Below are 25,473 nucleotides of genomic sequence, written 5' to 3'. Positions count from 1 at the left end.
AGAATGGCTATTATTCTAAATATAGAAACAGCAACCACAAATTGCTCAGTCTCTCTATCTAAAGATGGAGAGATTTTGGTTTTAAAAGAGGATAATTCTTCTGGTTATTCACATGCTGAAACGTTACACGTATTTATAGATAATGTTTTTAAAGAAGCTAAAATTGAACCTTCAGCTATAGATGCAATTGCCGTGAGTAAAGGTCCAGGCTCTTATACCGGATTACGAATTGGTGTGTCAACTGCCAAAGGGCTGTGTTTTGCTTTAAATAAACCATTAATAGCTACTGATACTTTAGAAGCTTTAGCCAATCAAATTACATCTAATGATGGCTTTATTGTGCCTATGCTAGACGCAAGAAGAATGGAGGTGTATTCGGCTATTTATAATTCGAATTTAAAATTAGCTAGAGAAATTAAAGCCGAAATTCTAAATAAAGAAAGTTTTAAGGAACTCTTAGAGAAGTCAAAAGTATATTTTATTGGTAATGGTGTAGAAAAGACAAAGACGCTTATTCAACATCCTAATGCAGTTTTTGTTGAAGGACAATTACCTTCAGCTAAAGAAATGGCAAAACTTTCTGAAATTAAATACAAAAAAAGCGACACCGAAGATGTCGCCTATTTTGAGCCTTATTATTTAAAGGATTTTGTTGCTTTAAAGAAAAAATCTTAGTCTTTTTTACCAGTTTCAAATTTCTCTAAATTGTAATGATGAACATCTCTTTGAGGGAATGGTATTGAGATTCCTGCAGCTTCTAATCTAGCTTTTCCTTCTTCAAGCGTATACCAACGTATAGCCCAAAAATCTTCATTCTTAGCCCAATATCTTAATATAATGTTTACAGAACTGTCGCCAAGTTCACCTACAGCTATCATTGGAAGTTTGTCTTCTTCTTTTATAACCGTTTCTTGTTCATTTATTAGGTTAAGTAAAATATCCTTTGCTTCTTTTATGTTGTCATCATAACCGATTCCAAAGGTCAGATTTTCACGTCTTATACCTTGAGATGTATAATTGATAATATTATCATTAGATAGTTTACCATTAGGTATTATGGCTTCTTGATTACCAAACGTAATAATCTTAGTGTTAAAAATTGAGATTTCCTTTACACTACCATCTACTCCCTGAGCAGAAATCCAGTCACCTACTTTAAATGGTTTTAGCAGTAATATTAATACACCACCTGCAAAATTAGCTAAAGAGCCTTGCAGGGCTAAGCCTATAGCTAAACCACCAGCAGCAATAACAGCAGCAAATGTGGTAGTCTCTATACCTAGAGTTCCTAACACTACAATAGTCAGCATAATTTTTAGTGACCATTTTATAAGGTTTGATAAAAACAATTTTAGGCTTATCTCATAATCAGCCTTGTTCATGGCTTTTACAATTATTTTTGAAAGAATTCCAATAAGCCAATTACCAATAATCCATATTAGTATTGCTGCAATAATCTTAGGTGTATATTCCACAACTAAATTATAGCCAGCATCAATCCATTTTTGTGTATCCATTTCTTATGTGTTTAATATAAAAATAAAACTCGGCTAAGTTTTGTTGGCCGAGTTATTAATATTTGTGATTATAAATCAATTAATTTGATATAAATCAGCTATAGTGTATTTATTTTAATGTAATTAAATACTGTGTTAATTTAACTAAATCTTCTTCATGTTTTAATTTAAGCTTATTGTCTTTGATGTAGCTTTTAAGTTTAGAAGAGTGTTCAGGAAATGTATCTAAAAAATCTTTCTTTTTCTGAGGTAATGAAACCACTTTGTTGTCATACTTTACAAAATATTGGTCATCTTCTCTTTTGAATTTAGCAGGAATTTCACTTTGATAAGAAGAGCGAGATTCTATTTTACTATAAAATTTTACGCTTTCCTTTTTTAAAATAGAGTAATTTTCAGTTTCCTCAAGTACAACTAAGAATGAACGCTTCGATATATCTTTATCATTGCTAATGTTGTATGTTTTATATGTCTTGTCATCAGAACTAAAAGTGACAACATACTCACTGTTATTGCCTAAAGAAACGATTTTGTCATCAGATAACTTTATTTCCATTTCGTCATAATAAGCATTATAACGACCTTGGAAAACAACATTGAAGCCATCGATTTTTAACATTTTAAAATCATCATTAACATATGGAGATCCTTCAGCATCAACAATTCTACTTCTAGATCTAGCTATAAGACCTTGTTCTGAAGCAAAATCCATATTCTGGCTGTAAATATTTTGAATTAATATTAGTAAAATTACACTAATCGTTGTTTTTAATTTTTGGTAAGTCATACGTTTTCAGTTTTTTATTAAAAATAATTTTATTAAGTACATCAAAAATTATGCCGAATAACACTTCCTAATGCTTAAAAGTCAAATATAAATAATTTGATTAAAAAAAAATATAACTAGCAGATAATTAAGGATTAATTAACCATTTATAGCGTCTACAGTTATAAAATTGTCATTAAGCATGTCCTTAAGCATGTTTTCTATACCATTTTTTAATGTAAAAGTAGAAGAAGGACATCCGCTACAGGCACCTTGAAGTAAAACTTCCACCTTTTTAGTGTTCTCATTATAAGATTTGAACTCTATATTTCCACCATCACTTTCAACGGCAGGTTTTACGTATTCTTCTAAAATGTTTACAATGTTTTTTGATGTGTCATCTAAAAGCTCAAATTTTTCTTCAATTGCAGCTTCTGTTTTATTGAGTTGCTTAGGTGCATCATCATTTAATATTGTTTTTCCTTCTTCAACATAAGATTTTAAAAATTCTCTGATTTGAAGTGTGACTTCTTCCCATTCAACAATATCATATTTAGTTACTGAAATAAAATTCTTTTCCATATAAACATTCTTTACAAATGGAAATTGAAATAAGGCAGTAGCTAATGGGGAAGGTTTAGCCTCTTCAATAGAAGTAAACTCGTATAGGTTAGGAACCAACACTTTATTGAAAACAAATTTTAACACACTTGGGTTAGGTGTACTTTCAGCATAGACGGTTACTGAGGCTTTTGGTTTGCTGGCTTCTTCAGTAACTACAATGCCACCTTTTGAGAGATAGTCTTCAATTTGTTTGGCGACTTCATCTTGAACATCTTTCCATTCAACTATATTATAACGTTCAATAGCAACAAAATTAGAGGCTATATAGACCTTTTTTACAAAAGGAAGATAAAATAATTGTTGTGCTAAGGGTGAATGCTTTGCTTCGTCTATATTGTTGAATTCAAAGCTGTTATGATTTGTAAGAAATTTGTCTGCTTCAAATTTTAAAATTGTGTTGTTTGAAGTAGGAACTATGGATATTTTCGTTAACATATTTTTTTATTTGCAAAAATATGAAATAAGGATTGGAAACTTTCATCCTTTTAATATGTTTTATATCAGAATTCTTAAAGCAATTCATTTTATTTCATTAAATTTCGTCCTTTGAAAAAAAAATCAATGGGGCACTGATTTGTATTCAAGGTTTCATTGGTGGTTTGATTGAAACTAACTAGCTATGAAAAAAGTCCTCTATATTTTAATTTTATTGGTGACATCTATGGGGTTTTCCCAAGATGTTTTAATGGAAAATGGAACGTTTAACCGTTGTGCTCCAGATATTTTTTATGATAGTGGAGGTGAGTTTGGCAATTATGCTAATGATGAAAACTATACAACGACCATTTGTCCTCAAAATGCAGATGAATTTATTATTCTTGATTTTTATGAGTTTAGTACACAGCTAAATCAGGATGTAATGACTATATATGATGGAGATGATACTTCAGCTCCGGTAATTGGTACATATACAGGGGCATTTGCTCCAGGTTTTATATCTTCAAGTGATAGTAATGCTTCTGGTTGTATAACAATATCGTTTACTTCAAATGACTCAGGAAATACGACAGGTTGGGCAGCAGAGATATTATGTGGATACCCATGTCAGGATATTGTAGCTTCAATAGACAGTACAACTCCAGAACCTAACGCTTCAGGGGTAGTAAGTGTTCTACCAGGAGATACCGTAGACTTCTCAGGAAGTGCAACTTTTTCTGATGATGATACAGATGCTACTTATAGCTGGAATTTTGGTGATGGAAATACAGCATCAGGAAATGATGTCTCTAATACTTTTACTGCGCCTGGGACTTATTTTGTTACACTAACTGTTACGGATAACAATCCACAAGGATGTACAGCTACAGAAACTATAACAGTATTTGTTTTAGGTCCAAATATTGTTGTCGATGAAGATTCATATACAGCAGCACAATTAATTGAGGATATTCTTATTGATAGTCCATGTGCTACAGTATCTAATATAATATCGTCTACAGGTATTGATTTTGGAACACCTCATAACGGTATAGGGTATTTTATTAGTGATGGGGTTAATTTTCCTTTCGCAGAAGGTGTACTATTGGCTTCTAGCGATGCTAGTTCGGCTGAAGGGCCAAATTCAGGTGGTGTCGTAAGTGATGGTGCTTGGCCAGGTGATCCAGATTTGGATAATTTACCAGGGGTAACAAATACAAATGATGCAACATACATTCAGTTTGATTTTGTGCCATTAGCAAATAGTATAAGTTTTGATTTTTTAATGGCCTCAGAAGAATATAATGGTGGGTCTTTTGAATGTAATTATTCAGATGCTTTTGCTTTCTTCTTAACAGACTCTAATGGTGTAACTACCAATTTAGCTGTACTACCAGGAACAAATACACCAATAACAGTAACAAACATACATCAAGCGAATGGCTCTTGTGGTGCGGCAAATGCTCAATATTTCGGTGGTTATACTCCAAATAATGGACCACCTATTTCATATGATGGAAGAACTACTGTTTTTACCGCTCAATCTGCTGTAATTCCAGGAGAGCAATATACTATAAAGTTAGTTATAGCAGATGATAGAGATAGCTCTTGGGATAGTGGTGTGTTTTTAAAAGCTGGTAGTTTTGACTTAGGAGGTAACTTAGGTGATGACATAACTATAGCAAATGGAACAGCGGGATGTTTAGGAGATGATGTAATTTTAGATACAGGTTTAACTACGGCAGTTCATACTTGGTATAAAGATGATGTAGAAATTCCAGGAGAGACATCATCAATTTATACAGTAACAGAAAGCGGAATATATCGTGTTGATTTTGATTTATCGGGAGTTTGTCAAGGTTCGGCTGATCCAATAGAAATTGAATTTAGATCAAATCCAACTATAGGTACACCACAAAATTTATATTTATGCGAATTAGGAGGGAGTGATACAGCTGAATTTGATTTATCTCAAAACACTAGTCTTGTTCTTGATGGACAAGATCCAGGTGAGTTTGTAGTTAGTTACCATCCAACCCAACAAGATGCAATTGATAACTTAAATGAGTTATCAATAAATTATACAAATATATCGAACCCTCAAACTATATGGGTTCGTATAGCCGATACAACAGATTTTTGCTACGAAACCGGACAATTTGATATAGTAGTCACAGACCAACCAACGATTAATCCAGTAGCTAATTTGGAGTTATGTGATGACGATAGTAATGATGGGGTAGAGGAGTTTGATTTGAGCTTACAGGACTTGGGTATTTTGGGTGTTCAGCCATCGACTGATTTCAACGTCACCTACCACTTGAGTTTTGCCGATGCGGATGCTGGAACAGGAGTGCTTCCAGATCTCTATACCAATGTAGGTAACCCTGAGCCAATCTACGTAAGAGTAGAGAACGTCAACGACCCAGATTGTTATAATGCGACTGTAAATCCACTTTTCGAGCTTATAGTGAATCCAAGAGCGATAGCCAACGAGCCAGCAGGTATGGAGTTATGTGACGATATCAGCAACGATGGAGTTGCGGATTTTGACCTTAGCAGTCAAGAGGCAGATATATTGGGAGGTCAAGACCCAGCAATATATACTGTGAGTTTCCACGCGAGCCAGGCAGATGCAGAAGCTAACCAATCAGCATTACCGAGTAACTATACAGGATCAGACCAAGAGACTATCTATGTAAGGGTAGAAGATCCAGCTTATCCAGACTGTTACGGTACTACGAGCTTTGTGCTAACGGTAAACCCATTACCAGAGATAACTGTCGTTCCGCCATTACAAGTGTGTGACGACGACACGGATAACTATGTAAGTTTCCCATTGAGTACTAAGACTGATGAGTTATTGAACGGTCAAACAGGAGTTGAGCTATCCTACCATAGTACACCAGTAGGAGCGGATATAGACACCGACGAGATCTTCGACGGCTATATAGGAACCGACGAGACCATCTATGTGCGTTTAGTCAACACTACAACGAACTGTTACAATGTAGGGGTTTTGAATCTGGAAGTGTTAGAAAACCCGATAGCCAACCCTACGACACCATTAGAGGTCTGTGATGACGATAACGACGGCTTTGCAGAGTTCGATCTAACTTTACGTGACGCCGAAGTGATTGGTGCACAAACAGGAATGGTGGTGAGCTACCATGCCAATCCAGGTGATGCAGAGACAGGTGACGCACCATTACCAAGTAATTTCACCAATACAGATCCAGATGCTCAAGAAATATACGTACGTATAGAAAATGCGACAACAGGCTGTTACGCAACGACAACACTTCAATTGATCGTGAACCCAATACCAACAACGGTAACGGTAACACCATATGAGCTTTGTGACTATGATAATCCAGGAGACGAGATAGAGCTTTTCGACCTACCGACCAAGGACGCCGAGATTCTTAATGGACAAGTAAACGTTACGGTAGCGTACTATGAGAGCCAAGCCGATGTAGATGCGGGCAATGCCATAACAGCATTGTATCCTAATAATACAGGCAACCCACAAGAGATTATAGCTGTACTAACCAATACCAATACAGGCTGTACATCCAGTACAACCTTTGACTTGGTGGTAAACCCATTGCCAGCATTGATAGATCCAACACCACTAGAGGTCTGTGACGACGGTACACCAGATGGTATCACAGAGATGGATCTTAGTGTAAAGAATACCGAGATCACAGGTGGTAATCCTAATTATTCGGTAAGCTATTATGAGAACATGGGAGATGCTCAGACACAGACAAACCCATTGCCGACACTTTACACGAATAACAGTAACAACCAAATCATAATCGTGCTTGTAGAGGATACCACAACAGGCTGTTACGATACCACAACAATGGAACTGATTGTGCAACAGGCACCAGAGGCTTTTGACCCAGAACCGTTACGCTATTGTGATCCGGACAACGATGGTTTTGGTGTATTCGATTTGACGACTGTTGACAATGAGATTACAGGAGGAGCATCGGGATTGACGGTAAGCTACCATGAGACTTTGGTCAACGCCGAGAACAACGTAGATGCCATAACAAATACCACCCTATATAACAATATAGTTGTCAATACTCAGATGCTCTATGCAAGAGTGGAAAGTGCCACGATAGCTACAAACTGTGCCACGATAGTAGCACTTCAACTTATTGTAGAGCCAACACCACAGTTGGTAACACCAACACCATTGGAAGTGTGCGATGATATTTCTGCCGATGGTTTTGCTATCTTCAACTTAACAACGAAGAACGAAGAAATTCTTAATGGGCAAGACCCAGCACAATATATTGTCAGCTATTATGAGAATGAAAACAATGCTGAATTGGGCAACAACCCAATAGGAAATCCTAACGCTTATACTAATACAGAGGCTTTTACTCAGATTCTATGGGTGAGAGTAGAGGACACGTCAACTGTAGAGGGCTGTTATAAGCTTACAACCTTAGAACTTATCGTTAACCCATTGCCAGTACTGGTAACACCATCACCATTAGAGCTTTGTGATGTTAATAATCCAGGAGATGAGCAAGAAGCTTTTATTTTGGAAGAAGCTAATGCAGAAATCCTAAACGGTCAGACTGGTATAACGTTGACCTATTACGAGAATCAAGCAGATGCTGAGAATGAGACAAGCCCGATTACGAGCCCATATGTAAATACTAGTAATGCACAAACCATATTTGTAAGAGCAGAGAATGATGTTACGGGTTGTTATAATACGGTAACGGTAACCTTAAGAGTAAACCCGATCCCTTCCCCAGAACCAGATCCAACACCGATAGAGGTCTGTGACGATGACAATGACGGTTTTGCAGAGTTCGATCTAGAGATCCGTACGGTAGAGATCACCAACGGAGAGGATGATATTGTAATTACCTACCATGAGACCTTGGCAGAAGCGAATCAAGGCAATAATGCAATCACAGGACTTTATACGAATATTGTACCGGACAGTCAGATGATTTATGTGCGTTCAGAGAACACTATAACAGGTTGTTACAGTTTAACACTGAACACTTTGGAACTAATTGTGCTACCAGCACCCTGAAGTGCCATTGGATATAGAGCCTTACATTATATGTGATGGTGATGATGACGGTATAGCACAGTTTGACCTGACAACCAAGGATGATGAAATCTTGGGAACACAAGATCCAACGGAAGTTGTACTGACCTATCATACCAGTGCGGCAGATGCAGAAAATGGTAACAATCCTATTATTAATGTAGGTAACTATACAAACACGAGCAATCCACAGACTATTTATGTAAGACTATATAATCCAACCACAGGTTGTCAGGATACGGGCATGTTCGATCTACAAGTAGAACTGCCACCAGTAGCGGTACAGCCAACCCAGTTGAGCCTATGTGATGACTTTGGAGAAGAAGGGGATGAAGTTACGGTATTTGACCTAACGGTAAAAGATTCAGAGATCACAGGCGGCAATGCAAGTTGGTCAGTAAGCTATTACGAGACCTTTACAGATGCCTTGTTACAGGACAATGTTATAGCTGACCCTACACAGTATACCAATACCTCTGTAGGAGGAGCTGTAGCAAACCCACAGACCCTTTACGTTGTTGTAACCGATACGGATACAGGGTGTGTAGACTATACCACTTTAACGATACGCGTATTACCAAACCCAACACCAACACCAAGTGAGGATCTGCCAGATCTAGAGCTATGTGATGATGTAAATACAGGAGACGGAGTAGAAGCTTTTGATCTTACAGAGCGTGAAGACCTGATATTAAACAGTGAAGATGGGGTTACGGCAACTTATTATGAGAGCTATGATGATGCCTTCGCAGCAACAGATGCGATAGCTGATCCAGCAGCATATACGAATATAGAGACACCAGAGCAAGAGATCTATGTAAGAGTGACCAAGGATGCAACAGGTTGTTTTACGATAGTAGACTTTACCATCCGTGTGAACCCATTACCAGAAGTAGTAGCCGTGACGGACTTTATACAATGTGAACTTAATACCGATGGTATTGATAGTTTTGATCTAACGAGTAAGAACGATGAAGTACTGGAATGGTCAGGATCCATCACAATTTATAGTGACCTATCACGAAAGTCTGGTAGATGCACAAGATGGTATAAACGCTTTAGTAAGTCCATATACAAATACTAGTAGCCCACAACAGATCTTTGTGACCATTACCAATAATGTAACAGGCTGTTCTATCAGTACACAGAGTTTTTATTTGGAAGTACATGAAGGAGCAGAGGCTAACTCGGATATGGTAGATATAGTGTACGAGGAGTGTGATGACAATATGGAGACCGATGGAGATCCTAGTAATGATAGTGTGCAGTTCGATCTATCTACACAAGATGCTTTTGTACTTGACGGTCAGGATGCAGATAGCTACATTGTAAGCTATTACGCAAGCGCCGCTGATGCAAACTTAAATATCAATCCGTTACCTACGCTTTACGAAAACATCGTAAACCCTCAGATCATTTATGCAAGGGTAGACAACAATACTATGGTAGTAGGTGTTATAAATCTGGATTTAGCGGCACTAACTAACCGAAGCACACTAGATTTTGATGGAGATGGAACGCCGGATACTTACGACACTGATAATGATGGTATCTACGACTTAGTGGATATCAATGGTGATGGCATCTCTGATGCTACAGACACTACAGGTGATGGTCTTATCAATGAGATAGATACCAATGGAGATGGTATTGCAGACTTTGTGGACCTCAACAATGATGGAGAGTTCGATAACCAAGAAGATAGTTCAATTTGTTATGCAGTAGCACCGTTGACCCTACAGGTAAACCCGTTACCACTGTTTGATTTAGATGATAGCTATACATTGTGTATCGATACCAATGGAACAGAGATATTAGATCCATTAGTGATAGACACTTACTTGTCGGACACGGAGTATACCTTTGAGTGGAGCTATGAGGGTGCTGTTATTGCAGGTGAAACCGGATCTAGCATGATGCCAGGTCAAGGAGGTACCTATAGTGTAATAGTAGTTAATATAGCAACAGGCTGTGTTAACAACGATAGTACTATTGTAATAGAAAGTGCACCACCTAGTTTGGAATTGATATCCCAGACACAAGCTTTTGTAGATAATAACGTTATAGAGGTATTGGCAACAGGAATCAGTGAGTACGAGTACAGTATGGACGGAGGACCTTGGCAGGATAGCGGTGTGTTTAGCAATGTGTCACCAGGTGACCATTATGTCACAGCAAGAGACAAGATGGGTTGTGGAACGGCAACAATATTGGTTCCTATAATAGACTATCCAAAGTACTTTACACCAAACGATGATGGTTATAACGATACTTGGAACATTATCAACATTGATAGTAGCGCAAAAATTTATATATTTGACCGCTACGGGAAGTTGATTAAGCAGATCAGTCCTTCGGGATCTGGTTGGGACGGTACCTTTAATGGGAACCTAATGCCGAGTAGCGATTATTGGTTCACCGTGGAATATGTCGAACCAACAACAAACGAACCTAAAGAATTTAAAGCCCATTTTACCTTGAAACGATAAAAAAATATGAGATTAAAAAAATATTGTTTAGTAGCACTTTTAGCTTTAGTTGCAAATTTTGGTTTTGCACAGGAAGGTATCCCAGTTTACTCGGATTACTTAACCGATAATTATTATTTAATTCACCCTTCTATGGCTGGAGTTGCTAATTGTGCCAAGGTAAGGTTGACTGCTAGGCAACAGTGGTTTGGTGTTGATGATGCACCAAGTTTACAAACTTTGAGTATGAATGGAAGATTAGGAGATTCTCCAGTTGCTCTTGGTGGTGTTGTTTTTAATGATGAAAATGGTTATCACTCAACAGTTGGTGGTTATGCAACATTTGCTTACCATCTTATGTTTTCTAGGAATGAGATCGATTTAAATATGTTGTCTTTTGGTTTGAGTGCTGGTTTTCTTCAGTATAACTTAGATCAAACAAGTTGGTTAGCTCCTGGTGAGTTTGATCCTCTTGTAGATCCTTCAGAACAAAGCGCAACTAATTTTAATATTGATTTTGGATTTTCATATCATTATGTGGATTTTTATGTTCATGCAACAGCAAAAAACATTTTAGAAAATGATGGCGTTAATGTAAATGAAAATGGGGATTTTGAGTTTAAAAATCTAAGACGTTATTTATTATCTGCTGGTTATACAATAAGTAAATTTGGAAGTGATTGGAGTTATGAACCTTCTTTAATGTATATGTATAGAGATGCTACTAAAGAATCATCCATAGATGTGAATTTGAAAGTGTACAGAGAAATGGACTTTGGTAAAGTTTGGGGTGGATTATCTTATAGACGAAGCCTTGATGGTGCAGAGTTTTTTGACGGTACAGGTGTAAGTAATCAAAAAGCACAATATATAACTCCTTTCTTAGGTGTTGATTTTAATCAATTTGTGTTTGCTTATACGTATTCATATCAAGCTAATACGGTTAATTTTAATACTGGTGGTTTTCATCAAATAACTCTTGGTTATAATTTCAATTGTAGAAGAGAGAAATACGAATGTAACTGTCCAGCGATAAACTAATAAAATAATAAAAAAGGCTCAATTTTAAATTGAGCCTTTTTTATTTAAGATTTTTCCCATTTGTAATTTTTCTTTTCAGCTTGGGTTTTAATTGCTTTTATCATCGCATTTTCTAATCCGTTTTCAGTAGTATTTGATTTGTTGGAAATATATGCTTTTCGTTTAGAGTTGAGTTCTGTAATTTCTTTTTGTATTGATTCACGTTCTTTTCGTTTAGCTTCAACATAAGATTTAATTTCACTTTTAGATTTACCTTTTAATTCTTCAGGTAATTGCTCTTCTTTTAAATCCTCATAAGAGAAATTATCTTCCTTTTCCGCATCTACTAGATCCCAAGAGGTATTTGTGTAAAACTTAGAACTTTTACTCACTGTTCTGCTAACTGCATTTGCTTTATCATAGCTCATAGCATTTAGGTCTTGCTCGGCTTGCATTTCCATTTTAGCTCTACCATTTCTACCATAAGCTATATATGTTTTATTTAGCTTTTCATTGAACTCTAAAATTTTATCGTCATAAGGTGAAGCTATGTGTACTGTTGCTTGATTGTGATTTATAGCCATGTAATTTCCATGAGTTAAGTCTGCGCCGTCTTTCCAATAGGTTGAAATACCTTGATTATAATCTCCGCAAAAAATAGTGTTTACAGTAACATCATTTTTATGGGCTAAACCTGAAGCTTCTTTGTAGCTTACGTTACCTTGGGTATAAGGCTCGTTTCCTGCAATAAATATGAGTTTTAAATCATTTTTTTCTTCTCCCCATTCTAATTGATTTAGGGCTGTTTGAATAACTTTACCACAATATTCATTTCCACCATTTGTAGTAAGTAAAAATAATGATTTTGAGATTTCATCTAAGTCGTCACTAAACGCTATTACTTGTCTCAAATAACCTTCATCTGCATTTAAGTTGTCATTACCATACTCGTAAAGTGCTATTTTGAGATTGGGACTTTTTTCTTCACATTTGGCGTAAGAAAGCTCATTTACAATTTGCCATAATTGTGCTTTTGCTTGGTCTATGAGCCCATCCATACTATTACTAGTGTCAAGTAACAGCGCAACCTTTATTTCTGGTTCTACTCTAACTAATGGAGTTTCAATTTTTGTTTCAGCTATTGCTAATTTATCGGAATCATTTTTTGTTTTTGCATTGCAGGACAAAATTGTTGTTAGTCCTAATGCTATTACTAAGGATTTGGAAATTGTTTTCATAGTCTTATTTTTTTGTATTTAATTCTTTAACGTCAATAGTTCCGTTCGGAGATATCACATAATACTTGTGATCTATTTCAGTCTTCACGGTAACCTCTTCTTTCTTTTCTTTTGGTTTTGGAGTAAAAACTAATTTGATATTCATACCTATTTGAACTACGGGCTCCAATATTGAAGGGTTTACAACCAGATCATAATTCTCATAAGTTAGAGGCTGATAGTAATATGAAGTTTGTTTTTGAGCACTTGTAACTCCTTTTTTTCTATCAAAAGCTTCAAAAGAAACACTATTGTAAGCTTGGTAGCTTTGGTAGAAATCTTTTGGAAAATAGCAGTATTTATCGTCTGCTATTGCAACATCATATTTAGCTAAATCAAAACCAAGGACTTTGTAATAACTCTTTTTATCTTCTATGAGTTTCAGTAATTCATCTTGAAGATTTTTATAGACGCCTTGGATATCTTCAATGTAGTAATCTACTTTTACCAAGTTGTAAACTTCACTTTTTGCACACGCTTCAAGAATAGATTCAAATTGATTTGTTTTGGTAAACTGAATGTGTATGTTTTGTTGAAGCTCAAAACCTTTCGGAACTTCAGTATAGGTCTTACTAAATAATTTTTTAGTGACTTCAACTTCGTAGACAGGAACAAAGGAAATAACATCGATTGCAACATCCTTTGCGACGATACCTATAGCATTTAGTTCTTTTTTAATATTGTCTACGCGTTCTTTCATTAAAGTATTGGTGTTTTCTGCTGAAGTGCCAATCTGCGAAACATTGAACACTGCTGTATAAGTAGTAGCCATAACATTTTGAAGTGCTTTCACATCAATACTCAAAACATTACTTGGTTGTAATACTTTATGTATTTGTTTTTGAACGGTAGGGTTGTAGATGTGGGCGTTTCCAGAAGTCAAGATGTTTTGTCTAGAAATTTCTGGGGTGATTTGGTTGTAATTGCCTTTGTGTTGAGCGGATAGAAAGTAGTAACTTCCAAAGAGGAGGAGTAATACTACTAATGTGTGTTTTTTCATTTGTTTTAATGTTTTTTGATTAATGCGTAAAGCTCTATTGAAAAAACAGTAATAAAAAGTGAGAATGAGTATGCTAGTCATTTAGATTAGGGAACTGAGCACTTTTTTTAGTTATGCAGTCATTTTTTACAGAAAAGAGAATATAAATGAGAGGTTATGATTTTAGCAAATCAAATAAAGTATGTAAGTTTATTCCAATTAATTGAAATTGACTGGTGAGAACACTTCTTACATTTATTATAGTAATTGCATGTTGTACTTTAAGTTTTAGCCAAAACAAGTATGAGGATAACTATAAACCTGAAGCACTTCTTAATATTAGAGGTTCTGTTTACGATAAAAAAACGCGTGAGCCATATAAAGATGTAGAAGTTTTAATAAACGGAGGAAAATATACTACAACAGATTTTGATGGTAGGTTTACCATAAAAGCAAAAATTGGTGATGAAGTTATAGTAAGTCATAAAGATTTTGAAACGATATATTATACCATAAGATCCAATGAACGTATAACTATAGAGGTTGTAGAAGCTGATAAGTCGACTAGACAAAATAAACTTAGTAGCAATTTCAGACAGTTCAATAAAATGATTGATTCTGCAGATACCTATCTTAAAAAGGATGCAGAAAAAAGTATAAAATTTATTGGTGACGCATTAAATGTAGATATCAATTCTAGCCAAAGTGCAGAAGCTCATGAATTGTTAGGCGATATATATATGTACTGGAAACAATTTGATTTAGCCATTTCTGCTTATAAAATCAGTTTACAAAATCAAGATACGTCTTCAGCTAACTTAAAACTTGCCAAAGCTTATTTAAAAAACGGTGAACCTAACGAAAGTATTTCTACATATAATTCGATAAACCTATCCAATTTATCCAATTACGAGAAGACAACTTATTATGAAGGTTTAGGGGATACAAAACTTGAACTAAAAAAATTCTCTGAAGCTATTAAAGCCTATGAAGAAGGACTGAAAGTGGCAAAGGAACATCTCATAGCTCCTAAAGTAACCGATTTAAATTCTAAAATAGCTGAAGGCTATAGTATTCAAGGTAATAAAGCTGAAGCTAAAAATTATTATACCAATTCGTTAAATCTGGCTTCTGGGGAAAATAAAAAGCGAGCTGTGCAAGAACAGGTTAAAGTCGCTGAGTTTAATAATCTCAATCGAGATTACGAATCGGAAATTGTACTAAGAAAAGAGGCCATTGAAGGTATAGAAGATATTGAAAGCGATTCCATCATTCCTAATGAAAGTGCATTAACCTTACAAAAGCAAAATTATAAAATAGGTAACGCTTATTTGTTACAAAACGATTGGGCTAATGCCATTCCTTATTTTGAAAAAAGTATTGAAGAAGCCGATAAAAAAGGAGATTTAGAAGTAAAGAAAGATGCTACACGACGTGTTTCAGAAGCGTATTACAATCTTGGTGATGAAGAAAAGGGAAGAGCTGCTATTGATGAGTTTAAGAATGTTGTAGACGCTTTGTATGCGAAGAAATCTCAGGAAATTTCTCAAGCAGCACGTTTTAGCAGGAACATGGTAGAACAACAGAATAGGATAACGTCATTAGAAAGTGATAGAGCTTTGTCTCAAAGTAAATATGCCCTTACAACAGAGCGTAATAAGCGTCAGCAATTAATTATTTACTCACTTATTGGAGGTCTAATTTTATTACTTGTTACCGCATATTTTATGTTCAAATACATTAAGCAACAGCGCTTGGCAAATAACTTATTAGCTTTAAAATCATTGAGAAGTCAGATGAATCCGCATTTTATTTTTAATGCTTTAAACTCAGTGAATAGTTTTATTGCAACCAATGATGAACGAACTGCAAACAAATATCTTTCGGATTTTTCTCAGCTTATGCGGTCAGTTTTAGAAAATAGTGAAGAAGATTTTATTTCGTTGAAAAAAGAAATTGAATTGCTTCAGCTTTATACAAAACTAGAACACTTTAGATTTCAAGACAAGTTTGATTATTCTATTGAGGTAGACGAGACTATTGATACTGAAGATTTTCAAATTCCACCAATGCTATTACAACCTTACATAGAAAATGCTGTGTGGCATGGATTGCGATATAAAATTGAAAAAGGACATTTAAAAATTAGTATAGCCCCTAAATCAAAAGATGAAATTACAATTACCATTACTGACGATGGTATTGGTAGGGAACGTTCAAAAGCTTTAAAAACTAGTCATCAGAAAAAACAAAACTCAAAAGGTATGAATAACATAAAAAAACGTGTTGCCATATTAAATGAAATGTACAAAGACAAAGTCGATGTTTTTATTGAAGATTTTCAGCAACTAGATGATGTAGGAACTAAAGTAATAGTGACTTTAAAAAAGGATTAAGATGAAATTAAATGCCATTCTTGTAGAAGACGAAGAGACTAGTAGGGAAATACTTAGAAATTACCTCACTAAATATTGTCCTAATATTTCCATAATAGGAGAAGCATCTAATGTCGATGAAGCCTTAGTTTTAATTAGAAATAATGACTTAGATGTTGTATTTCTTGACGTAGAAATGCCTTATGGAAATGCTTTTGATTTGTTGGATAAAGTTGGAGATATAGATTTTGAAACTATTTTCGTGACCGCATATAATCATTATGCAATTGATGCCTTGAATGCACATGCATCCTATTATCTAATGAAGCCAATTTCAATAGATGAATTAATAAAGGCAGTTGATTATGTTCTGGAAATTAAAACTAAAGAAGACGCTTTGCAAGATCAGGTTTTGGTGCCTAAAACAAATATTGTAAATGGTAAAATTACGATACCACAACAAGATGGTTTTGAAGTCTTAGAAACATCTGAAATTATGTATTGCAAAGCCGATGATAACTACACAGAAATTTACCTGAAAAACAATAAAAAGAAGCTCGTTAGTAAAACTTTAAAGTATATTGAAGAGAACTTAGCAGAAGCTAATTTTGCAAGAGTTCATAAAAGTTATTTAATCAATGTCAATGAAGTTGTGAAATATGTTAAAGGCAAAGGAGGAAGTGTGGTGTTAAGTAACGGAAAGGAAATTATGGTTTCAGCTTCTAAAAAGTCTAATTTATTATCTTATTTTAAATAATTATGCCAATAATAAAACCTGTTAGAGGAATACATCCTCATATACCAGAAGATTGTTTTGTTGCAGACAATGCAACTATAGTAGGCGAAGTTACTATGGGAACTAATTGTAGTGTTTGGTTTAACGCTGTAATAAGAGGTGATGTCCATTTTATAAAAATGGGTAATAAAGTCAATATTCAAGACGGAGCTGTAATCCATGCTACTTATCAAAAGTCCCCAACAACTATAGGCAATAATGTTTCTATTGGTCACAATGCCATAGTTCATGGTTGTACAATAAAAGATAATGTGCTAATTGGTATGGGAAGTATTGTTATGGACGATTGTGTGGTAGAAAGCAATAGTATAATTGCCGCAGGTGCCGTAGTGACTAAAAATACCATTGTAGAATCTGGTAGCATTTATGCTGGTGTACCAGCAAAAAAGGTAAAAGATATTAGTAAAGAATTAATTTCAGGTGAAATTGATAGAATTGCAAATAACTATGTAAAATATTCAAGTTGGTTTAAAGAAGAATAAATCTACTTAAAAGTCTAGATAAGCTGTATTGAATTTATTTTCTACTATAGTATTTAATATTTCTAAATTTCCGTTGGTATATAAGTTAACCTCAGGTTTCCTTACTTCAGAATTCAATAAATTATTAGAATTTAAGATGGCTTGAGTTTGTTTGGCAACAGCTCTTCCAGAATCAATGATCTTAATGTGCTTAGGAAGCATTTTAACCAACATAGGGATTAGGTAAGGATAATGTGTACAGCCTAGCACTAAATAGTCTATATTCTGATCTAGCATTGGTTTTAGATAAGTTTCTAAAAGGGCTTGCATTTCTTCAGATTCTAACTTTCCTGTTTCAATAAGTGGAACGATACCTTCTCCAATTTGTTCAATAACTTTAATACCGTTTGTATGCAAACTAGAGGTTTTATAAAATAATTGGCTACTCAAAGTACCTTTGGTGGCTAAAATGCCAATCACTTTAGTTTCAGTATTTAGTGCTGCAGGTTTTATAGCTGGTTCAATACCTATAAATGGGGTGTTGTAATTTTCACGTAGAAAATCAATAGCATTAGTTGTGGCGGTATTGCATGCTACTACAATTATCTTAGAACCTTTTTTTAGAAGGTATTCCGTGTTTTTTATGCTTAGCTGAAGGATGTCTTCTGCAGATTTATTACCATAGGGAGCATTTTTACTATCTGCTAGATATATGATATTTTCGTTAGGTAGAAGTGCGTTTATCTCCTTAAAAATAGAAGTGCCTCCAATACCAGAATCAAAAATGCCTATAGGTTTGTTGCTCATAGTTACAAAAATAAAAAGTCGCTTTAAACAAAGCGACTTTCTAAAAATATTATTTTTTAAGATATTAAATACCTAATTGTTTTTTTACATCTGCCAATAAGTCTTTACCATCTGCAACGACTAACATAGCAGAATCTAAAACATATTGAAAACCTTGAGCTTTAGCTACAGCTTTGATTGCATTGTCAGCTTTCTCAACAATAGGCTTCAATAAATTGAATTCTTTTTCCTGTAAGTCTTTTTGAGCTTGTTGTTGGTATTGACCTAAACTTTGTTTCATGCCTTCAACCTCTTGCATACGCTTCATGTTTTCTTCTTCAGTTTTTCCTTCAGCTTCAGCATTGTATTGCTTTAATTTTGTATCCAATTCTTTAAGAGAACCTTGGATTGTAGCTTCATAAGTTTTACCAAGTTTTTCAATTTCTGCCTGAGCAGCTGTGTATTCTGGCATAGCTTTGATAAGCTCTTGCTTGTCAATATGAGCAACTTTACTTTGTGCATTACTGAAACTCGTAGCACCTACAAATAATACTGCTGCAAATAATAACGATTTTAAATGTTTCATTTTTCTAAATTGTGTTTGTGTGTTATAAATTAATTGTTTTCGTCTTCGTTTTTCTTAGCGTTAGCTATAGAATCTCTCTTTTGTATTTGTTTTTCACGTTCTTCACGTGCTTTTTTTCGTTGTTCTATTATTTTCTTTTTTCGTTCTTCTAGAGACTTTTGTCTAGCTTCTCTATCTTTTACTTTTTGTTCGCGAGCCTCTCTTAATATCTCAGCCTCTGTTTTAGGTTCCTTACCAGCTGTTGAATCTTTTTTAATAGCATTTTTAGCTTTAGTACTATCGGCTTTTACAATCGTTTTGGCTTGTACTGAAGAATCTTTTTTCGTTGTCTTGGCTTTATCGTCATCATCAGAGTTTCCATTGCGTTGATCTAGTATTTTTTGGCGACGAGCCTCAGCTTCTAGTCTATTTGCATTTCTAATTGAATCTTGCGCAGCTCTTCTTTTAGCCAATGCTTCTTCTCTTTCAGCACGTTTTGCTGCTAAATCTGCCTCACGTTTTGCTTTTCTTTCATCTAAAGCTCTCTGGCGCTCATCTTTATCGCCATCTACAACAGGGATAACTTCTTCATCTTCTAATTCTTTTCGTTCTTTTTTGTTTTTTGCTTGACTTCTGTTGGATGCGCGAGTTATTGTTCTTAATACTTGCTCACTAATATCATAGCGTTCGGCTGAATAAAGCATTACAACATCTGCTGATTTATCAAAAACAAAATCGAATTGCTTTGATTCTGCTATTTCCTGCACTGCAGCAAAAATTTGATCTTGTATAGGCTCTACCAATTGACGCTTTTGAATCATTAAATCTCCTTCAGGTCCAAAACGCTTTTGTTGATAGTCTAAAATTTCTGCTTCTTCAAATGAAATATCTTCAAAACGTTCTTCATATAACTCTTTAGTAAGAAGTATGCTTTCGTTTTCTAATTCTTTTTTCTTTTGATCAATTTCATTCAAGCGTTTTTCAATTTCGCTTTTCCATTGAAGCACTTTTTTATCTAACTGAGATGACGCTTCTTGAAACTCTGGTACATTTTGTAAAATATATTCAGTATCTATATACCCAATTCTTACTCCACGTTGTGCATAAGCACTGAAATTCATAAAGCTTAGTGCTATTAGTAAAAAAAGAACTTTGTACTTCATCATTAGTTTATTTTGTTTATTTGAGACTTCTATAAGCTAATCTAAAACTTTTGGCTTAGAGTCGCTTCGCTTCAAAGTTAACGAAATATATTCTTAAAAATTTTAACACCATGATCAAATACTTATTATGCTTTTAGAAAATATCGTGCCAAACTTAAAATTGTTGCCCAATTATAAAGTGTGTTTCCCACTGTCTTGGTGCAGAACCATCTGGTAGGTTGTCGAAACCATGACCGAAATCTATACCTAAAAGTCCGAAGGCTGGCATAAATATTCTTAGACCAAATCCTGCAGATCGATTTAGATTAAATGGGTCAAAATCTTTGAATGTATCAACTGAAGCACCTGCTTCTAAGAAAGATAATGCGTATATCTTAGCTTGAGCACCCAGTGTAATAGGGTAGCGTAACTCTAATGAGAATTTATTATAAATAGATCCACCATCTGTACTAGATAAAGATTGGTTTGGATAACCACGTAGCTGTACAACTTCTCTACCATCTAATGAATAGTTGGCTAAACCGTCACCACCGACAAAAAATCGCTCAAAAGGAATAACACCTCTAGCATTGTTGTAGGCACCTAAGAAACCAAACTCCATGCTAGGTCTTAGTACTAACTTTTTTGTAAGTGCTGTATACCAATCTACCTTAAACTTAATTTTGTAGAATTCTAACCACTTATAACGTTCTTGGTCAATTTCAGCTCTTCTATCTAATGCATCATTATATGCAGCTTGGGAGACATTATTTGAACCAGATTGATAATCGTTTATTATTTCTGTTTGACCAGCTCTGTCATCAGCAAGATCATCGTAATCTACACCATTTACTAGTGAATAAGGGAATGTAAACTTGGCTGATACACTAAAATTTGAACCACCAGTAGGGTAAATAGGGTCTGTGTAAAGGTTGTTTCTACTTAAGCCAATAGTATAAGATAAATTATTAGATGAACCGTCACCAAAAGTAAATAGCCTTGTGTTGTAGTTGTTTAAATCATAGTGTTGGAAACCTAAAGCTTGAGATAATACAAAGTAATCATCAGGTTTGGATAATCGGGTAGATAAACCAAGTGTAATACCGGTAATATTAAAGCTTTGGCTTCTATCTGCTCTTCGGGTTACAGAATTATATAGAAACTGCTTTGAGTGAGAAATTGATGTTGATAATTGATATGGCTTTTTACCACCAAACCAAGGTTCACTAAATGAAAAGCTATAGGTCTGGAAATATTGACTAGCTTGAAGTCTTAATGCTAAACTCTGTCCATCACCTCTTGGTACAGGTTTGTATGCATCTTTCTTGAAAATATCTTTGATAGCAAAATTGTTAAAAGAAAGACCTAAAGTACCTATGAAGCCACCTCCACCATAACCACCTTGTAGTTGTATTTGGCTAGAACCTTGTTCTACTACAGAATATTCAATATCTAAAGTACCATCAACAGGGTTTGGGTTTTTTATATTAGGAGTGATTTGTTGTGCATCAAAGAAGCCTAGCTGACCAAGCTCTCTTATTGTTCTTATAATCTCTGATTTTCTGTAAAGCTCACCCGGACGCGTTCTAATCTCCCTATATATAACATGGTCATTAGTGACATCGTTTCCTACAACAGTAACTTCGTTATAGAAAGCAGGTTTACCTTCAGAAATACGAATCTCCATATCAATAACATTACCCTCTGCACTAATTTCCACTGGATTTATGGTAGAGAACATATAACCAAAGTTTTGATAAGCGTTGGTTAAGTCATCGGCATCTGGATTTTTAGTGTTAGCAATACGCTCTCTTAATTCTACACCATTATATGTATCCCCTTCTTTAATACCTAAAATATTAGAAAGTTGTTGGTCAGAGTATATTGTATTACCAACAAAAGTAATTTTACCGAAAGTGTATTTCTCTCCTTCTTCTACTTTTATATTTAAGTTAATGTTTTTATCATTTACATAGGATATAGAATCTGAGATAACCCTAGCATCTCTATAACCATTCTCTTTGTAGTAATCAACAAGACTAACTAAATCTTCTCTGAAATCTTCTTCAATATATTTTGAACGTTTGAAGATTCTTAAAGGACTAAGACTTTTTTGCTTCGTGTTTTTCATAGCTTTACGAAGCTTTTTATCCTTTATTTTTTCATTACCTTCAAAAGTAATTTTCTTGATTTTTACTTTTTCTCCTTTATCAATTTTGATAAGCATATTGACTCTTTCTTTTTCAACTGAGTCAATAACTTGAGATGTAGAAATATCAACTTTAGTATTTAGGAATCCCTTTTTTTGATACTTGTTGGTTAGATAGTTTCTTGTAGTTGCAATAAGGTTTTCTGTTACTTTTTGGCCTGCCTGAAGCTTATTTTCGTTAATAATTTCTTCTTTCTTACCTTTCTTAACACCTTCAATGGTAAGATCTTTTAACTCTGGGAGATCTATAAGATGAATCTCAAGATTAGCAGTATCACCATCAATATCGGTTACATAAATATCAATACTACTGAAAAGATTAGATTTCCATAAGGTTTTTACAGCATTGGCAATTTTTTCACCTCCAATTTGTATTTCTTCGTCTTTTCTAAGTTTAGAATAAGCAATAATGGTTTGTGGGCTAAAATTAGTATTACCTGTTACATTGATTTCTTTGATAAGGTATTTTTTTCCACCAGTTACTTGGGCATTACCGGAAAATGAAATCGTAAAGAATAATAGAATGCAAATAAATTTAATAAATGACTTTAACACTGCTCTATTGGGTAAGTTGTTCGCTCGTTTTTCCAAATCTTCGTTCTCTGTTTTGATAGTTTATGATTGCCTCGTATAGATTTTCCTTTTTAAAATCTGGCCATAAAATATCCGTAAAATATAATTCTGCATAAGCTATTTGCCACAGCAAAAAATTACTAATTCTTTGTTCACCACTTGTGCGAATAAGTAGGTCTACATCTGGTAAATTTTGCGTGTAAAGATGATTATTTATAATTGATTCATCAATAGTTTCGGGAGAAATTATATTATTTTTAACTTTAACTGATAATTCCTTAATAACATTAACAATTTCTTCACGAGAACCGTAGCTTAGAGCTAGAGTTAATGTCATATTTGTATTGTTTTTTGTTTTTTCAATAACATCTATTAGTTCTTGGTGCGCCTTTTTAGGTAAATCGTGTAGGCATCCAATAGCTGAAAGCTTAATGTTATTGTCTTGTAAGGTCTTAATTTCTTTTTTTAGTGATTTAACCAAAAGTTTCATCAGTGTTTGTACTTCTAGTTTAGGACGGTTCCAATTTTCGGTAGAAAAAGCATAAAGCGTTAAGTTTTTAACACCTAGCTCAGCACTAGCTTCTACAGTTTGCCTAACGGATTTGGTGCCATTTTCATGACCAATCACACGCATTAAACCTTGTTGTTTAGCCCAGCGACCATTTCCATCCATAATTATTGCAATATGGTTGGGTAGCTTTTCTTTATTTATTTGTTCTTTTAAACTCATTTAAAAATTGCAATAACAAGGTCTTCTACCAAAGGTATAAGTTAAGGTAATTCCTGAAAACACATACCAATCATTACTGTTTGTGTTACCAAAACTGAGTTGCTCTCTATCTTCAGAATCTGGAACGCTGCCATCTAATTCATCAGAAAAAGTATAACGAGCACCAATTTCTGCTGCTAATATAAGATGATTTGAAATGTTAGTCTTATAACCCAATACCATTGGTATACCGTACGCCCAACTACTTGTGTTTTCTGATACTCTGTTACCTGTTGGTGAAAAATAGAAATTATTATGGTATGCCGTACTTATTCCTGTATATAGATAAGGGGTGCCTTTCATTCCGCTTGAATGAAGATCAAAATCCAAAAATGTAAATTCCATACCTAAAGAAATTTCCAAAATACTCGCATTAAAACTATAATCTCTTTCTATTCTTCTAGGGTCATCTGATTTAGAATCAATACCTTCTAAGTCCGAATAAATAATAGAAGCTCTAAACGAATGTCTAGGACTTCTATTCCACTTGGCAATAGCTCCTATAGCTAGTTGATTTGGTGAAATATAATCTGTAGCACCAACATCACCAATAAAGTTACTACCACCAGCAAAAATACCAAGCTCATAGATTTGAGCATCAACATTATTAAGGGCAAAAGTACTTATAAAAATCAGAAAAAAATACCTCATAAATTTTTCAAAGTTCGCAAATATAACAATTAAGATTTGTGTTCAACAATTTGATTCAAATTGTCTTACAGATAAACAGATTTAATGAGGATTTATTGTATAAATTTAGCTTAGTTGCGACGGTCTTCTCCCCAAAGGAGCTTTTTTCTTAATGTATCTAGGAAAGATTCTTCTAAAAGCACCACCATTTTAATTGTAAAAGAAGCCTTTTTTACGGTAACTGTTGTTGTATTTGGAAGTGTAGCTATTCTTGAATCGAGAGACATTAAAAATTGATCTTCTCTACCATCTACTTTGAATGTTACTATGGTGTTGTCTGGGATTATTAACGGTCTAGCATTTAAGTTATGCGGCGCTATTGGTGTTAGAGCAAAGTTTTTTGCTGCTGGAGTAATTACTGGTCCACCACAACTTAAAGAGTACCCAGTAGAACCCGTGGGGGTGGATAAAATTAGACCATCAGCCCAGTAAGAAGTTAAGTATTCGCCATCAAGATGTGTTTCCACAGTAATCATCGATGTGGTGTTTTTTCTGCTTATGGCTAATTCATTAAGTGCAAAATTGGTTTTCGCAATGTCGCTATTTTCAGGATCTGTTGAAATGCTTAAAAGAGAACGTTCTGAAATATTATAATTTCCTTTAAATATTTCAGACATTGCTTTTTCAATTTCCTCAGTTTGTATAGTGGCTAAAAATCCCAAACGACCTGTGTTGATACCAACGATAGGAATTCCTAAATCCCTTACAAAAGTTATAGCTCTAAGTATAGTGCCATCACCACCAACACTTATAAGTAGGTTAAAACTTTGATCTAGTGTTTCAAAAATTTTAATGTTTTTATTGTTGATTACAGTTGTGTCTTGGGTTTGAAGAAATTCTTTTTCAAAATATACATCAACTTCTTTAACCAATAGATAGCCTAGAAGTTTTTCTACAGCGCTTTGGGTTGTATCCTTAACGTAATTTTGTCCATAGATGGCTACTTTCAT

At 34.6% G+C, this 25,473-nt stretch carries 20 protein-coding genes; 8 read left to right on the top strand and 12 right to left on the bottom strand.

What is annotated here, in order from left to right:
• Nucleotides 1-3 precede the first annotated feature (3 nt).
• Nucleotides 4-675, top strand: coding sequence for a tRNA (adenosine(37)-N6)-threonylcarbamoyltransferase complex dimerization subunit type 1 TsaB (gene tsaB / locus AC2H4K_RS05580; protein ID WP_281140292.1), 672 nt, complete (start codon nt 4-6; stop codon nt 673-675).
• Here tsaB and AC2H4K_RS05575 read toward each other — a convergent pair.
• The 3 genes from AC2H4K_RS05575 to AC2H4K_RS05565 form a co-directional block, all read right to left on the bottom strand.
• Nucleotides 672-1,517: a mechanosensitive ion channel family protein gene (locus tag AC2H4K_RS05575; RefSeq protein WP_281140291.1), complete on the bottom strand. Its 846-nt coding sequence runs from the start codon at nt 1,515-1,517 to the stop codon at nt 672-674. The genes tsaB and AC2H4K_RS05575 overlap by 4 nt on opposite strands.
• Before the next feature lie 109 nt (nt 1,518-1,626).
• Nucleotides 1,627-2,304: a hypothetical protein gene (locus tag AC2H4K_RS05570; protein ID WP_281140290.1), complete on the bottom strand. Its 678-nt coding sequence runs from the start codon at nt 2,302-2,304 to the stop codon at nt 1,627-1,629.
• Between the two features lie 138 nt (nt 2,305-2,442).
• Nucleotides 2,443-3,342 (bottom strand): NifU family protein, encoded by a 900-nt coding sequence (locus tag AC2H4K_RS05565; protein ID WP_281140289.1) that lies wholly within the window; start codon nt 3,340-3,342, stop codon nt 2,443-2,445.
• 184 nt (nt 3,343-3,526) lie between these two features.
• On the opposite strand from AC2H4K_RS05565, the gene AC2H4K_RS05560 reads away from it, so the two are divergent.
• The 4 genes from AC2H4K_RS05560 to AC2H4K_RS05545 are packed head-to-tail and all read left to right on the top strand — an operon-like array spanning nt 3,527 to nt 11,922.
• A complete protein-coding gene (locus AC2H4K_RS05560; protein ID WP_493742957.1) occupies nt 3,527-8,395 on the top strand; it encodes an FIDD domain-containing protein in 4,869 nt (1,622 codons plus the stop codon).
• A complete protein-coding gene (locus AC2H4K_RS05555) occupies nt 8,376-9,497 on the top strand; it encodes an FIDD domain-containing protein (RefSeq protein WP_493742956.1) in 1,122 nt (373 codons plus the stop codon). The genes AC2H4K_RS05560 and AC2H4K_RS05555 overlap by 20 nt, the downstream gene beginning before the upstream one ends.
• Nucleotides 9,385-10,902, top strand: coding sequence for a T9SS type B sorting domain-containing protein (locus AC2H4K_RS05550; protein ID WP_493742955.1), 1,518 nt, complete (start codon nt 9,385-9,387; stop codon nt 10,900-10,902). Before AC2H4K_RS05555 ends, AC2H4K_RS05550 begins: the two co-directional genes overlap by 113 nt.
• Nucleotides 10,903-10,908: 6 nt before the next feature.
• Nucleotides 10,909-11,922, top strand: a complete 1,014-nt coding sequence (locus AC2H4K_RS05545) for a PorP/SprF family type IX secretion system membrane protein (protein WP_281138789.1) — start codon at nt 10,909-10,911, stop codon at nt 11,920-11,922.
• Nucleotides 11,923-11,966: 44 nt separating this feature from the next.
• Here AC2H4K_RS05545 and AC2H4K_RS05540 read toward each other — a convergent pair whose 3' ends face one another.
• Both AC2H4K_RS05540 and AC2H4K_RS05535 read right to left on the bottom strand, forming a co-directional pair.
• Nucleotides 11,967-13,139: a vWA domain-containing protein gene (locus AC2H4K_RS05540; protein WP_281138788.1), complete on the bottom strand. Its 1,173-nt coding sequence runs from the start codon at nt 13,137-13,139 to the stop codon at nt 11,967-11,969.
• Between the two features lie 4 nt (nt 13,140-13,143).
• Nucleotides 13,144-14,178, bottom strand: a complete 1,035-nt coding sequence (locus tag AC2H4K_RS05535) for an SIMPL domain-containing protein (protein WP_281138787.1) — start codon at nt 14,176-14,178, stop codon at nt 13,144-13,146.
• A gap of 215 nt (nt 14,179-14,393) precedes the next feature.
• On the opposite strand from AC2H4K_RS05535, the gene AC2H4K_RS05530 reads away from it, so the two are divergent.
• From AC2H4K_RS05530 to AC2H4K_RS05520, 3 genes are read left to right on the top strand one after another with little or no spacing between them, the layout of a single operon-like run.
• Nucleotides 14,394-16,553, top strand: coding sequence for a histidine kinase (locus tag AC2H4K_RS05530; protein ID WP_281138786.1), 2,160 nt, complete (start codon nt 14,394-14,396; stop codon nt 16,551-16,553).
• A 1-nt stretch (nt 16,554) separates the two neighbouring features.
• On the top strand, nt 16,555-17,289 hold the full coding sequence (locus AC2H4K_RS05525) for a LytR/AlgR family response regulator transcription factor (protein WP_281138785.1): 735 nt from the start codon (nt 16,555-16,557) through the stop codon (nt 17,287-17,289).
• A gap of 2 nt (nt 17,290-17,291) precedes the next feature.
• Entirely contained in the window at nt 17,292-17,810 is a 519-nt protein-coding gene (locus AC2H4K_RS05520; RefSeq protein WP_281138784.1) for a gamma carbonic anhydrase family protein, read from the top strand.
• A gap of 6 nt (nt 17,811-17,816) precedes the next feature.
• Here the strand turns inward: AC2H4K_RS05520 and murI are convergent, their stop codons facing one another.
• From murI to AC2H4K_RS05485, 7 genes are all read right to left on the bottom strand, one after another.
• Nucleotides 17,817-18,596: a glutamate racemase gene (gene murI / locus AC2H4K_RS05515; RefSeq protein ID WP_281138783.1), complete on the bottom strand. Its 780-nt coding sequence runs from the start codon at nt 18,594-18,596 to the stop codon at nt 17,817-17,819.
• 64 nt (nt 18,597-18,660) lie between these two features.
• Nucleotides 18,661-19,161 carry an OmpH/Skp family outer membrane protein gene (locus tag AC2H4K_RS05510; RefSeq protein ID WP_281138782.1) on the bottom strand — a complete coding sequence of 167 codons (501 nt, stop codon included), beginning with the start codon at nt 19,159-19,161 and terminating at the stop codon, nt 18,661-18,663.
• A 29-nt stretch (nt 19,162-19,190) separates the two neighbouring features.
• Entirely contained in the window at nt 19,191-20,306 is a 1,116-nt protein-coding gene (locus AC2H4K_RS05505) for an OmpH/Skp family outer membrane protein (RefSeq protein ID WP_281138781.1), read from the bottom strand.
• A gap of 151 nt (nt 20,307-20,457) precedes the next feature.
• Nucleotides 20,458-23,082 carry an outer membrane protein assembly factor BamA gene (bamA, locus tag AC2H4K_RS05500; RefSeq protein ID WP_281138780.1) on the bottom strand — a complete coding sequence of 875 codons (2,625 nt, stop codon included), beginning with the start codon at nt 23,080-23,082 and terminating at the stop codon, nt 20,458-20,460.
• On the bottom strand, nt 23,051-23,794 hold the full coding sequence (gene uppS, locus AC2H4K_RS05495) for an undecaprenyl pyrophosphate synthase (protein WP_281138779.1): 744 nt from the start codon (nt 23,792-23,794) through the stop codon (nt 23,051-23,053). The genes bamA and uppS overlap by 32 nt, the downstream gene beginning before the upstream one ends.
• Entirely contained in the window at nt 23,795-24,484 is a 690-nt protein-coding gene (gene porG, locus AC2H4K_RS05490) for a type IX secretion system protein PorG (protein ID WP_281138778.1), read from the bottom strand.
• Nucleotides 24,485-24,594: 110 nt separating this feature from the next.
• Nucleotides 24,595-25,473: an NAD kinase gene (locus tag AC2H4K_RS05485; RefSeq protein WP_281138804.1), complete on the bottom strand. Its 879-nt coding sequence runs from the start codon at nt 25,471-25,473 to the stop codon at nt 24,595-24,597.

This window comes from Winogradskyella sp. 266wxhm (genome assembly GCF_058964685.1).
Note: the sequence above shows the minus strand (reverse complement) of the source record. Positions and strands in the feature narration are given on the sequence as shown.